The organism is Ruminococcus difficilis, from assembly GCF_016680995.1.
This window is the reverse complement of sequence record NZ_JAEQMG010000085.1, coordinates 1-12,708: the sequence shown is the minus strand read 5'-3', so window position 1 is coordinate 12,708 and position 12,708 is coordinate 1. Positions and strand designations below refer to the sequence as shown.

The window sequence follows — 12,708 nt, the reverse complement described above, 5'->3', positions numbered from 1 at the left end:
AATTCATTTCCTCCTTTTTACATATTAACCGTTTCGGTTATTTAGAGTATAGCACCAATAACCGAATCGGTCAAGTATTTTGGAGTATAATTCAAAAGTTTTCTTTTTATACTGTTAGACCAACGAAGATTAGTCTCGAAAGTACCGGTGTGTTCAAGTCAGCAGTTGCACGAAAATGTAATTCGTTCAAATACTACTACCTGAAATATAAAATTACATTGGGTGATGTCTATGAAATTTGAACGCGATGAGCGCAAATTTGATTTCCACGATATAGGGTGCGAAATTAAGCGCAAAAGAGAAGCCAGCGGCATGACACAGGAGCAACTGGCCTGTATTATTGACCGCGATCCCCGTACCGTCATGTACCATGAAAACGACGGCCAGCATCCCAGCCTGAATATCTTTTATCAGCTGGTGACAAAGTTCGATATATCGGTGGATCAGTTCTTTTATCCAGGCATGAGCGCAGATGACGCTTGCAAAAAGCGTATCAATATCATGCTCGGCTCTATGTCCGAAAAGGAATTGCGCCTTGTGGAAAATATAATCAGAGCTGTCAAAGACAGCCAAGAAACGGAGGAAGTGTGAAAAACGCTGCCTCCGTTTTTTTTGTGGGATTTCCGGGGGTGCGCGTTAGCGGCAAGCAATGCAAGTGTATGGACACTTGCTTTTTTTGCGCCCCCACCGGGGCGGCAAAAATGCTTGTTGGGGTTGCTCCCCAAACCCGCCGTACTTCTGGCCACCGTGACCAGATGTGTGGCCACACTCCGGGAAAAGTAGCAGGACGGCAGGAAACCGTCAAGGCTGAAATGAATGGGCTGACGCCCGGCCTTGACCGTTCCCCGCCGCCCCGCTGGATGGGTGGACAAGGTGGCCAATCCCTAAAAGTGTTTGGCCGCACTCGTTCATTTTGGGGCCTTTCTTCTCCCAAAATTGAAATGGGCGGGAAAGCCCTAAAATGGCTTTCCCGCCTTGATTACCCATTAGCAAAGACGGGCGAGACTGTCAACGGCGGCGCTGAAAGCGCCGTTCATCTTGACCGTTGACTGGCTCGCCTGGCTTTGCTACTGCCCGTAAGAGATGGAAAAACAAGATGGAAAACAAGGTTAAAAATGGTTGACAAGTCTATCGGATGTGTGTTATACTGTGCGACAGTTTGAGATTGGAAGGAGGCTTACGTGTGTTAATTTGTGTACGCTAATAAGCAATAAAAAGTAGAAGTACCTTTCCACATGATGGTGGGCTTTTTTTGCGTGCGTATGCAAAGGAACACGTAGGTTTGACACGAGCAGTCTTTGAACTGTATCGTGGTGTTTTTTCGTGCTTTGTTGTTATGCAGGCGTCTGCCCTCTCTGTGGGACAACGCCTGCTTTTTATTGCAGAAACAAAGGAACAATGCAATAAAAAAGGAGGTTCGCATTATGACCCAAAACAACAATTCATGGAGAAAAACTTATTTTACACTTCTTGCCGGACAAGCAATATCCTTTATTAGCAGCGGTATTTTGCAAATGGCCATTATCTTTTATTTGGTTGCGAAAACTAATTCTGCAATCATATTGACGGCGGCAACACTGATTGGATTTTTGCCGCAAGCCTGTTTAGGCCCGTTTGCAGGTGCTTTTGTTGACCGGCACAGCCGTAAAAGCGTAATGATTGGTGCGGATTTGATAATTGCCGCCGCTGGCGGTATTCTGGCGCTGGTGGCGTTTTACATGGAATTGCCCGTATGGTCTATTATGGTTGTCCTGTTAATCCGAAGTGCGGGAACTGCTTTTCATTCTCCAGCATTCAGCGCAGCAACACCTATGATTGTGCCAAAAGAGGAACTTACAAAATGCGCTGGTTACACGCAGACCATGCAAGCAGTAAGTGCGATTATCAGTCCAGCTGCCGCAGCGTTTTTATATGCTGTTTGGCCTCTTAATGCAATTATATTGTTAGATATTGTGGGTGCAATCCTTGCCTGTGTGACTGTTGCGATTTCGTCCATACCAACGCCTGAACTATGTCCAGAAACGAAAAGACAACAGTTTTTACAGGATATGAAAGAGGGGTATGTGGTATTAAAGCAAAACAGGGGCCTCTTTGCTCTGCTCTGGATTGGTGTAATTTATATGTTCTTTTATATGCCAATCAGTACGCTTTTTCCTCTCATCTGTATGTCATACTTCAAAGGAACACCGGCCCATGCCTCTGCCGCTGAAATTGCTTTTGCGGTTGGTATGCTGCTTGGCGGAGTCATTCTGAGCATTTGGGGCGGTTTTAAGAAACGGCGGTACACCATCGGTCTTTCCGTTCTCCTGATGGGCGTTAGCAATATGCTCTCCGGGCTTTTGCCGCCAGACGCATTTCTTGTCTTTGTTGTGTGCTGTACTGTTATGGGAATTTCCGCTCCATTTTACGGTGTGCAAAATGCGATTTTTCAAGAAACGGTCAAACCAGAATATCTGGGGAGAGTTTTTTCTCTACTGACAAGCGCCGCTTCCCTCGCCATGCCGTTTGGCCTTGTCATTTCCGGGCCTCTGGCGGAGCGGCTGGGAGTTGAGAAATGGTTTGTCATTTGCGGAATTGGCATTATCATCGTTGCGCTTGCCGTATTTTTACTACCCGGTTTGAGAGAGATTGACAATACGCAATAATCAACTGCACCTTTTTCTATTACTAAACAAAATGCCTGGATGGTGGTTCTGAAAAACCAGAACCGCCGTTCAGGCATTTTTTATCTTCGTCCTCTCTGCGGTTTTGGATTCTTCAGCAAGTCGGATTTTTCCGCAATCTTTTTCAGCCACTTCCGTTCTTCTACTGACAGCTTCCTAAAATTCAGCTTGAGCCGTTTGCAGATAAACGCCAAGTACGCTTGTTCCGTGTCGCTGTCCTGGCTGACGATTTCACCAGCAGTTTCCAGCATTTCTTTTAGCGGGTTATCCTCTGGGACGCTGAAAAAATCGTCCTTGTGTGTTTCCCGCAGAGCAAGGGCAATCCCGTTTATGTCCCGTTGTATCACATAGCGGCAAAACTCGTCCTCATCAATATGGGCGGTGATAAGCTGTCTTAACTGCGTATCACTCATGCCAGGATTATGCTTTTTTATAACAGTTGCGCTCATCGTGTCCACTATGGCGTTTGCACCCTGCGCCTGTTTCAGTGCCGTTCCGTTCACATAGATTTCAAGGTCAGCCATCAGCCGGGGGAAATCCGGGTGCGCCGCCAGCTCACACAGCAGGGTATTGTCTATCCTCCCGCTTTTCAGCAGGTCAATCATTTCATCACTCAAACGCAGGTCTGCAAGATCGGCGTTTGGGTGATTTTTCATTTCAGACAGCCCCAGCAGATAATCAGCGGTCACACCGTAAAACTTCGCCAGCCGGATAAGGGCATAGTGGCTGATGTCCTTGAAGTCTTCCGTTTCGTAACTGCCCAGCGCAGACTTGGAAAGCCCGGTCTGCTCCGCAAGCTGCCCCAGCGTCAAGCCACGCTCCACACGTAGGTCTTTTAATCGCTCTTGTATGGATAAAGACATATTCACCCTCCTTGCTAGCTCAACGAAAGAGAAGCCGTTATGCTATGTACTATGCTCATAGCATAACGGCATAGGCATTTACAGTTTTATTTTACCATTTGCTACATCTTCACGAAATTTATCAACAAGCTTCGCTGTCAGCTTGGATTTACCGTAGTGTTCAAGTACAAAAGTACGATAACTTTTTCCATCTACAAGCACATCACTTTTTCTGGTCAACAACCAATTTCCGTTACCTCCTCCCTGTTCTCTAATATTCCAGTCTTTCCCATATCTTTTATAGATTTCATCTTTTTTACCTTGAACAGACATTGATTCGCTTGGAATATAAACAATTTGCATAATAGCTCCTCCTTTATTTTGTGCAAGAAGACCAGAAACCTGAATTTGTCTTTTATCTTTTTTTGATTATATCACAAATCCGAGAGCGTGGAAATAGGGAGTTTTTCAGGCTGATTTCCTACCTCTTGGATATACGGCACAGGCGGTCAAAAAGGTGTAGACTTGGGATAGTTCATCGATGGACAAGCACCTTGGAAACAGAACACGCCAAAGAAAACGGAGGGACGCATGAGCAAAAGACCCTATCAACACCTGCCGCCGCTGGAACACAGGCCGGACGGCTCCCCCTACCGCATAACCCCGCCCCAGAAGAGACGAGCCAGCGGCCTGATACGCCGGGAGTGCTGCAACTGCGAGGACGGAAACTGCCTTGCGCTGGACGATGGCGACACCTGCGCCTGTCCGCAGATGATTTCGTTCTCCGTCTGCTGCAAGTGGTTCCGCTGGGCGGTCTTGCCGCTGGACAGGACGCTGGAAGCGGAGATTTACCGGGACAGGGACTTGAAACGCTGTGCGGAGTGCGGCGGTGTGTTCGTCCCGAAGTCCAACCGGGGCAAATACTGCCCGGACTGCGCCGCCAGAGTTCACAGGCGGCAGAAAACAGAAAGTGAACGGAAAAGGAGGTCTGCTGTGGACAGTTAAGAGCGGGAAAAGCCTTGATTTGCAAGGCTCCGCAAGCCCTCAACCGGGGCGGCTGGTATCATTTATCATTCGCCCCGGAAAACGGGCCTCTAACCGTCCACAAAACACGCTATGACAAACACGATTTATATTCACCAGCCGGAAAAGGCGTTCAGTTTCACCCGGCTCCCCAATTTCCTTTTTGAAGCACCCACATTCCAGCCCTTGAGCAACGAAGCGAAGGTGCTGTATGCCTTTGTCCTGCGCCGGGCGGAGTTGTCCCGGAAGAACGGCTGGGCGGACGAGTACGGGCGGGTCTACCTGTACTACCCCATCTGCGAGGTGGTCGCTTTGCTCCGCTGCGGGCGGCAGAAAGCGGTCAACACCCTGCGGGAGTTGCAGTATGCGGGGCTGGTGGAAATCCAGAAACAGGGCTGTGGAAAACCCAACCGCATTTACCCGAAATCCTATGAAGCGGTTCCAAACACCGACTTCAAGAAATCCGGTTATGGTACGCCGGAGGGCTGAAAACCGTACTTGGCGAGTACGAAAATCAATCCTCTTGAAGTACGGAAATCTGACGGTATATAGAAATACAGAGATTAAAACCATCTATTTACATTCATTCCATTCCAATCCTATCAGAGATATTTTCGGCGGGAAAACCCGCCGGAAAGGAATGGAATGGGGAAAGGAGTTCAATGGCACAACACGCAATTTTGCGATTTGAGAAGCACAAGGGCCACCCGGCGGGGCCGCTGGAAGCCCACCATGAACGGAAAAAGGAGCAGTACGCCAGCAACCCGGACATTGACACCAGCCGGAGCAAGTACAATTTCCACATCGTCAAGCCGGATGGCCGCTACTACCATTTCATTCAGAGCCGCATCGAGCAGGCCAGATGCCGCACCCGCAAGGACAGCACTCGGTTTGTGGACACGCTGATTACCGCCAGCCCGGAGTTTTTCAAGGGCAAGTCCCCAAAGGAGATAGCGGCCTACTTCCAGAGGGCGGCGGACTTCCTCATTGACCGGGTGGGCCGGGAGAACATCGTTTCGGCTATGGTACACATGGATGAAAAAACGCCCCATCTGCACTTGGTCTTTGTGCCGCTGACAAAGGACAACCGCCTGTGCGCCAAAGAAATTATCGGCAACCGGGCCAATCTGACGAAGTGGCAGGACGATTTTCACGCCTGTATGGTGGAGCAGTACCCCGACCTGGAGCGTGGGGAAAGCGCCAGCAAGACGGGCCGGAAGCATATCCCCACCCGGCTGTTCAAACAGGCGGTCAACCTCTCCAAACAGGCGAGGGCCATTGAAGCGGTTCTCTCCGGCATTACCCCGCTGAACGCCGGAAAGAAGAAAGAGGAAGCCCTCTCCATGCTGAAAAAGTGGTTTCCGCAGATGGAGAACTTCTCCGGGCAACTGAAAAAATACAAGGTCACAATCAATGACTTGTTAGCGGAAAATGAAAAGCTGGAAGTCAGGGCAAAGGCCAGCGAAAAAGGCAAGATGAATGACACGATGGAACGGGCGAAGTTAAAAAGCGAACTGGACGATATGCGGCGGCTGGTTGACCGTATCCCGCCGGAGATTTTAGCGGAACTGAAACGGCAACAGCGGCAGCATGGAAAGGAAAGGTGATCTTATAAGTAATATCAGATACAAAAAGGAAATCGAAATCGTGACTTTTCAGGGAAAGGAAATCACACTGGAAAATCTCTCCCCGGTGTTCACGCCGGAACAGGAAGCAGCCAAACGCCGGGAACTGGAACAGCAGCTTTATGAGGTGTTCCGCAAGTACGCCGACAAGCGGGAGAGTGAGGAAGCCGGGACATAAGGTTTTCCAAACCCATCATTGATTTGCGGGGCTGCTGGCGGTATAATAGAACTGTCAGCAGCTCCGTTTCTTTTTTAAGAAAAGGAGCGACAATATGAACAATCGGATAGACGCAATCTATGCAAGACAATCGGTAGACAAAAAGGACAGCATTTCCATTGAAAGCCAGATTGAATTTTGCAAATACGAGTTGAAAGGCGGTAACTGCAAGGAATACACAGACAAAGGGTACAGCGGCAAGAACACAGACCGTCCGAAGTTTCAAGAACTGGTGCGGGACATCAAGCGGGGCTTGATTGCAAAGGTCGTGGTTTACAAGCTCGACCGTATCAGCCGTTCCATTCTGGACTTTGCCAACATGATGGAGCTGTTCCAGCAGTACAATGTGGAGTTTGTGTCCTCTACGGAAAAGTTTGATACCTCCACGCCGATGGGACGGGCCATGCTGAATATCTGTATCGTGTTCGCCCAGCTTGAACGGGAAACGATACAGAAGCGGGTAACGGACGCTTACTACTCCCGCAGTCAGCGGGGCTTTAAGATGGGCGGGAAAGCCCCTTACGGCTTCCATACGGAGCCTATCAAGATGGACGGTATCAACACAAAGAAGCTGGTGGTAAACCCGGAGGAAGCGGCCAATATCCGGCTGATGTTTGAGATGTACGCCCAGCCCACAACTTCCTACGGGGACATTACCCGGTACTTTGCCGAACAGGGGATTTTGTTCCATGGCAAAGAGCTGATACGCCCCACGCTGGCGCAGATGTTACGCAATCCTGTCTATGTGCAGGCAGACCTTGATGTGTACGAATTTTTCAAAAGTCAAGGTACAGTCATTGTCAATGACGTTGCCGATTTTACGGGCATGAACGGCTGCTATCTGTATCAAGGGCGAGATGTAAAGGCCAGCAAGAAAAACGACTTAAAAGACCAAATGCTGGTACTGGCTCCCCATGAGGGTATCGTCCCCTCCGACACCTGGCTGACCTGCCGCAAGAAGCTGATGAACAACATGAAAATCCAGTCTGCCCGGAAAGCCACCCACACATGGCTGGCAGGAAAAATCAAGTGCGGGAATTGCGGGTATGCTCTTATGAGTATCTACAATCCCTCCGGCAAACAGTATCTCCGCTGCACGAAACGGCTGGACAATAAAAGCTGTCCTGGCTGTGGGAAAATCATCACTTCGGAACTGGAAGCGGTTGTTTATCAGCAGATGGTAAAGAAGCTGGCAAGCTACAAGACGCTGACAGGAAAAAAGAAAGCGGCAAAGGCAAACCCGAAAATCACCGCCCTGCAAGTGGAACTTGCCCATGTAGACAGCGAGATTGAAAAGCTGGTGGACAGTCTGACGGGGGCAAACAATGTCCTGTTCTCCTATGTGAATGTGAAGATAGCGGAACTGGACGGGCGCAAGCAGGAACTTCTGGCAAGGATAGCGGAGTTGACTGTGGAGGCCATCAGCCCGGAACAGGTCAGCCAGATTTCCGGCTACCTCGATACCTGGGAGAATGTATCTTTTGATGACAAGCGGCGTGTGGTGGATTTGATGATCACCACCATAGCCGCCACAAGCGACAGCTTGAACATCACATGGAAAATCTGACTGGCGGCACCCCTCCCGTCAGATACCTACCCTGTGTAGTCCCTTGTAAACTGTACTTTACTTTGATATAAATCACCTCACTGATTTGTTATCATATATGATAACAGCATAATGGTTAAACACAAACTTTCTTCATACAGAAATACAAAACTGTAAGGTTTGAAAAATCAAAGGGTATTGATGTCAAAAATGCTTTAAGAGTTGCAAATACACTTTGGACAAACGATCATCTGATAGACGAATACCTTGAACAGACAAATCTGAATGATGAATGTCGTGAACTTGTCAGCAGTTGGAAACGACATATTACAGGAGATTTTATACTTGAAAGGCATTTGAAAAAAGGTTCGGTATTTATAAGTACTGATAACCGGAGAGTATATCTTGTAAATGGTCTGTTTTCAACCTGGGAAGAAATGATTCAGTATCGTAAACGAAAACCGCCTGTTTTGTTGACCGTAACACTGCTTCCGTGGAAAGATGTTATTATTTCTGACGGATTGGTTTCCATCACGAATATGCATTTCGGAAAAAATTATTCCTCTGATTTTAAAGAGATCTATCTCCATGCCAAACGCAGCGGGAATATTATCATATCACTGTAAATCTAAACCCACGGTTCGGGATACTATCTCCTGTTCCGTGGGTTTTCTATACACCGGTTATTTGACGCTTACGCCATTTCTTCTTTGAGTGTCGCATTTTCAGCGTGCAGTGAACTGATCTCTTTCAGATATTTTTCACGCTCCTGATCCGGCATACAACAATCCTCCGTCCCTGAATGATACATTTATCATATCAGAAACGGAGGGCTGATTCTACCTTTTTGTGTTAATTTTTCGATAACTGTATTTTAATAGAGAATGCCGGGCTTTCCGTCACGAATAGCCTTTGGCTGTTCGATTTTCAGTCCTTCTAAAAGCCAACGTGTCTGCTGCGGTGTCAGAAGCTTTGCTTCTGTTTCGTTTCGAGGCCACTGGAATCTGCCGTTATCAAGCCGCTTGTAAATCAGCAGGAATCCGTCTCCTTCCCAAAGAAGTCCTTTGATACGGTCACACCGACGACCACAAAACAGGAACAATCCTTTACAAAATGGATCAAGCCGGAGCTGACCCTGCACAATGGCTGCAAGACCATCTATTGACCTGCGAAGGTCAGTGTAGCCTGTGACAAGATATACCTGCGTTCCACAAGGAAGATCGTTCAGCATAGCTTATCCACCACCGCAATTAAAATATCTGCTGAAATGCTTTCCGGCAATGTAATGCGCATCCCGTTTTTCTCGATGGTTATATTTCTATCTGATGAGGTGGTCAGGATCGGTACTACAGATCTTTCTGCTTCTATTTGTGCTTGTGTATTTTCAGATTTGCCTGACCTCAGAAACTCTTCTCTTACCTTGCGCAGATGGTAGTAATATGTTTTGGGTTATATGCTGTGTTGTTGGCACCACTCCTGAACGCTCAGACCGCTCGATTTCTGTTCTTCGATCTGTCGTTCCCACTCCTGCAGCCGGACATTCTTCTTTACCATCGCTATTTCACTTGCCGTCTTTTCCACTTGTCTTACCTCCGTCTAAAATACTCTGATTTACTCCATTGGACTTGTTCAGACTATTTTAGATTTTCTCATTTGGTCTGAATGTTTACTTGGAGTTTATTATACTTTTTCAGATTTCGTGGAGAAAGACGATCGGGATTTGACGCTTACTTTAAAATGACGTCAGTTATGGACTTAAACAGCAAAATATCCTGTTGATGATTACATTTATTCCTCCGCATTCTGAAAGCTTTCTTCCAAGCTGTTCTGCGTTTTTGACCATTATAGCTGAGTTAATGACGGTATTGGCTGCAGCTCTAATATGCTCCTCATCAAAATCCTTATATTCAACGGTTACGCCGGATTGTGTGTCTGTGATACATTTTGCGTTAAACTTTCTTTCAAAGACTTTTCCAGGAACAACGATCTGAGGTACACCGTGAAGCAGACCGTCAACAATACTGTTCTGACCGCCGTGATTGATGAATAAAACCGATTCATCAAGTAATGTATTAAAATCCCATCGGTGTGCAATGTGAATGTTGTCATTAGTTTTTTCTTTCAGATAGGAGGAAGCAATGAAAACTTCGTATGAACTGTTACTAAAAGCTTTGCATATAACCTTCAGCATCTTTGAAGCTGATACAGTACCGTTTCCCATATAGACAACGATCTTATCTCTATTAAAGTCCATTTTTTTGACAGATTTAAAAGAACCGCAATAGTATACATCCGGCTTTTCAATAGGTTCAAGTTCTCGGATGCTTGGACAGAATTTTTGTTCCGGCCAGTCAAATAACTTGAGTGCCGAATCAACCTTCGGAAGGTGCAAATCACTTAACAATTTGTTTAGTCCTTTTGCAAGAGAGGTTTTATGTGAAAATTCATGCTGTGTAGGGTAACTGACAGTAGCATAAAGCGGGAGGTTCTCTTTTTTGGCGGCTATGATGGCAGAAATATTGAATTCTGAATATATAAAATCAGGTTTATATTCCCGTATGGCTTTCCGAATTGAAGCAACGCTTTTTGTTAAATAGCGGTAGTCAAGATTCCCGGTAAAATAAAGAACCTGGTCAAAGCTGTTTACTGCCTTTTTTGAAACGATCCCCAACTTTTGAGCGACAGGAAAAGTCCGCGATGCAATAAACTCAGGCAGTCCGAAAGGCATCGGAACATCAAGATAATAATTTGGTATATCGGATATCTCTTTATAATTTGGATCTTTTGCCATGCAGACTGCAGTTTTGATCCCAACATTCCTGAAACCTTCTGCCAATAACCTGCACCGTGAGGAAGGTCCGGAGGTTTCTGCCATGGCTGCCATTGGAACAATTAATGCTCTCAGGTTTTTGATACCTGTATTTATCTGTTTCATTTTTAATACCTCCTTATGCTCCATTTCTATTAGACATAATTCCGCTATTATTTTATAGGTATCAATAGAAATAATTCTGCCAATACTGCTGGTACCCATTATTTGTCCTCCGATAAAGACTCAAATTCTTTTATAGCGGCTACTCCGTCTGTAAGCTCCATTTCTTCTTGGATGGATTCTTCAATAAATCTGTTTCGCTGTCTTTTTAATGATTGGTACGCAAACGGAATTGCCGATTTGTTTGTATGCGCTTTTCAGTGGTATATTGGCAATTTTAAATTCTTCCGGAAATCCCATTAACGCCAAGCACTCATAAGGTGTAATGGTGCGGATTCCGTAGTTATCTTTTATTATGGGTACTCGGTCATACCAAGTGCCCATATTAGCTTTTGTTGTTATAATGAACGAATCCTTGACCTTTATGTTTCAAATCTAAACGAATGCAGTATGAATCATAGTTTGGGTATCCGTACAACAATTGTATCCTAGTTGTTCTGTCTTTTCGAGTTCGCTTTTCAGGAATATCTGAATATTGCATTGGTAATAATTCTACTTGTGCAGCTATAAGCCAAGCATTTTGCAACATACCCAAAAGGTGCTCATACATTTCATTGGCAATTTGCTTAATAGTGCCATTGAAAAAAATAGAATGTTTAATAATTTGAGTTGATAGAATTAAATAAACTGTATGTACTCTTGTTTTTATTTCAAATTCAAAAGAACGGTAAAGTATAGGTAAACAATTGTATATATAATCGCTTTCATTTGTAAGCACATTTTTTGCTTCATCCACTTCGCATAAGAGTATAGTTTCTATAGTTTTTAGGAGTTCAGCGGGTGAAAATGTGTTATTCCCGAAAACAGAGTATTCCAAAGAAAACAGATTTTGCGATACGCTTTCAAAAACAGAAGAGAATGAATTCAGCATATTGAATCTATCTATACAGTAATTAAAACAACGATAGTTTTCAATGATTGCTTCTTTTTCGGTCGAAAGCGATAAATGATTTAATGCTTTGTAAATCCAAACAGCTTGTAAAATGCCATAAAACAAATCCGCACTGGAAGAATCATTTATTTCAATGATATCTTTTCCAAAAGCCACATAAAAAGGGAGAGCTTCGCCAGAATACATATCAAGAGCCTTATTAAGAAGAGTGTCATCTACCTTCAACAGGGATGAAATAATGCCGATATCATCTATGGCTATTGGGTAAGATTTGATCAAGCTTGCAGAAATCGCTAAGTAATAAATAGTTTTTTCGTATGGCGAAAATTCTTCGGCAGAAAAAACAGTTGCATTTATAGTCTTGTCCATCTAACACCTGCTAATATTTGCTGAAAACGTAAAGTTGCTTTATTAATTCTAAAGATTTGTAACGAGCGATAAGAAAATACTTTGACCTACGGAGCCATTGTAGTGATTAGGTTTTGTGTATATCCCCTTTTTTGTAAAAGTATAAGTAGAAGAAAAGATAGCCAAATGCAGAGGGGAAGGATAATTCACCTTTGTTTCGCCGTGTATCGCCCTGTGTGCGATTTGTTGGGAAAAACAGGGTGAGTACCCGACAAAGAGCGTTCGCGCGGTGTCGGCGATTTTTGAGCACGTCTCATTTTTGCGGCAGTTAATCAAAGAGTACGCTGTTGATCGCGTTGTTTAGGATTTTCTCCGCGTCGTTTCCGGCAATGTCAAGCATTTCGGCTTTCACTAAATGCGTTTTCGGAATGCCGAAGAAGATTTTTGCGAGGCTCTCGATATAGCCGTAGCTGTAGGTCGGGTCGTAGGGACCGCCGGCGGTGGTGACGTAGTAGAGGTAATTCGCCTTGCATAAGCCGACCGGCAACCCATTTTCGTTA

General features: G+C 45.5%; 15 protein-coding genes and 1 pseudogene. 8 read left to right on the top strand and 8 right to left on the bottom strand.

The features are described 5' to 3' along the window. The first annotated feature begins 231 nt into the window (after window positions 1-231). The 3 genes from JKK62_RS09135 to JKK62_RS09125 all read left to right on the top strand — a co-directional run bounded on the left by JKK62_RS09135 (window position 232) and on the right by JKK62_RS09125 (window position 2,645). Window positions 232-591 carry a helix-turn-helix transcriptional regulator gene (locus JKK62_RS09135; protein WP_201427631.1) on the top strand — a complete coding sequence of 120 codons (360 nt, stop codon included), beginning with the start codon at window positions 232-234 and terminating at the stop codon, window positions 589-591. Then, the gene (locus JKK62_RS09130) at window positions 588-1,049 is read left to right on the top strand and encodes a hypothetical protein (protein WP_330622421.1); all 462 of its coding nucleotides are present in this window, start codon (window positions 588-590) and stop codon (window positions 1,047-1,049) included. Before JKK62_RS09135 ends, JKK62_RS09130 begins: the two co-directional genes overlap by 4 nt. A 375-nt stretch (window positions 1,050-1,424) precedes the next feature. Further along, entirely contained in the window at window positions 1,425-2,645 is a 1,221-nt protein-coding gene (locus tag JKK62_RS09125) for an MFS transporter (RefSeq protein ID WP_002584949.1), read from the top strand. 80 nt (window positions 2,646-2,725) lie between these two features. Here JKK62_RS09125 and JKK62_RS09120 read toward each other — a convergent pair whose 3' ends face one another. Together JKK62_RS09120 and JKK62_RS09115 are read right to left on the bottom strand one after the other, a co-directional pair. Then, on the bottom strand, window positions 2,726-3,526 hold the full coding sequence (locus JKK62_RS09120) for a helix-turn-helix domain-containing protein (protein ID WP_002575858.1): 801 nt from the start codon (window positions 3,524-3,526) through the stop codon (window positions 2,726-2,728). A gap of 78 nt (window positions 3,527-3,604) precedes the next feature. Then, complete coding sequence (locus JKK62_RS09115; protein ID WP_002575859.1) at window positions 3,605-3,868, bottom strand: hypothetical protein; 264 nt, start codon at window positions 3,866-3,868, stop codon at window positions 3,605-3,607. A gap of 228 nt (window positions 3,869-4,096) precedes the next feature. On the opposite strand from JKK62_RS09115, the gene JKK62_RS09110 reads away from it, so the two are divergent. The 5 genes from JKK62_RS09110 (at window position 4,097) to JKK62_RS09090 (ending at window position 7,937) form a co-directional block, all read left to right on the top strand. Continuing rightward, entirely contained in the window at window positions 4,097-4,510 is a 414-nt protein-coding gene (locus tag JKK62_RS09110) for a cysteine-rich VLP domain-containing protein (protein WP_002575860.1), read from the top strand. Between the two features lie 111 nt (window positions 4,511-4,621). Then, window positions 4,622-5,017 (top strand): replication initiator protein A, encoded by a 396-nt coding sequence (locus JKK62_RS09105; protein WP_002575861.1) that lies wholly within the window; start codon window positions 4,622-4,624, stop codon window positions 5,015-5,017. 173 nt (window positions 5,018-5,190) lie between these two features. Next, complete coding sequence (gene mobV / locus JKK62_RS09100) at window positions 5,191-6,135, top strand: MobV family relaxase (RefSeq protein WP_002575862.1); 945 nt, start codon at window positions 5,191-5,193, stop codon at window positions 6,133-6,135. 4 nt (window positions 6,136-6,139) lie between these two features. Continuing rightward, window positions 6,140-6,331 (top strand): hypothetical protein, encoded by a 192-nt coding sequence (locus JKK62_RS09095; protein WP_321118048.1) that lies wholly within the window; start codon window positions 6,140-6,142, stop codon window positions 6,329-6,331. Between the two features lie 94 nt (window positions 6,332-6,425). Next, window positions 6,426-7,937: a recombinase family protein gene (locus JKK62_RS09090; RefSeq protein ID WP_002575864.1), complete on the top strand. Its 1,512-nt coding sequence runs from the start codon at window positions 6,426-6,428 to the stop codon at window positions 7,935-7,937. 853 nt (window positions 7,938-8,790) lie between these two features. Here the strand turns inward: JKK62_RS09090 and tnpB are convergent. From tnpB to JKK62_RS09060, 6 genes and pseudogenes are all read right to left on the bottom strand, one after another. Then, entirely contained in the window at window positions 8,791-9,147 is a 357-nt protein-coding gene (gene tnpB, locus JKK62_RS09085; RefSeq protein ID WP_201427630.1) for an IS66 family insertion sequence element accessory protein TnpB, read from the bottom strand. A 218-nt stretch (window positions 9,148-9,365) separates the two neighbouring features. Beyond that, window positions 9,366-9,497, bottom strand: a complete 132-nt coding sequence (gene tnpA, locus JKK62_RS17785; protein ID WP_279380620.1) for an IS66 family insertion sequence element accessory protein TnpA — start codon at window positions 9,495-9,497, stop codon at window positions 9,366-9,368. 166 nt (window positions 9,498-9,663) lie between these two features. Further along, window positions 9,664-10,950, bottom strand: coding sequence for a glycosyltransferase (locus JKK62_RS09075; RefSeq protein WP_243411804.1), 1,287 nt, complete (start codon window positions 10,948-10,950; stop codon window positions 9,664-9,666). A gap of 81 nt (window positions 10,951-11,031) precedes the next feature. Beyond that, window positions 11,032-11,232 carry a DNA cytosine methyltransferase gene (locus tag JKK62_RS17780; RefSeq protein ID WP_201427629.1) on the bottom strand — a complete coding sequence of 67 codons (201 nt, stop codon included), beginning with the start codon at window positions 11,230-11,232 and terminating at the stop codon, window positions 11,032-11,034. A gap of 1 nt (window position 11,233) precedes the next feature. Next, the gene (locus tag JKK62_RS09065; protein ID WP_201427628.1) at window positions 11,234-12,169 is read right to left on the bottom strand and encodes a hypothetical protein; all 936 of its coding nucleotides are present in this window, start codon (window positions 12,167-12,169) and stop codon (window positions 11,234-11,236) included. Window positions 12,170-12,476: 307 nt separating this feature from the next. Next, window positions 12,477-12,708 (bottom strand): annotated as a pseudogene (locus JKK62_RS09060) (NAD(P)H-dependent oxidoreductase); the annotation flags it as partial.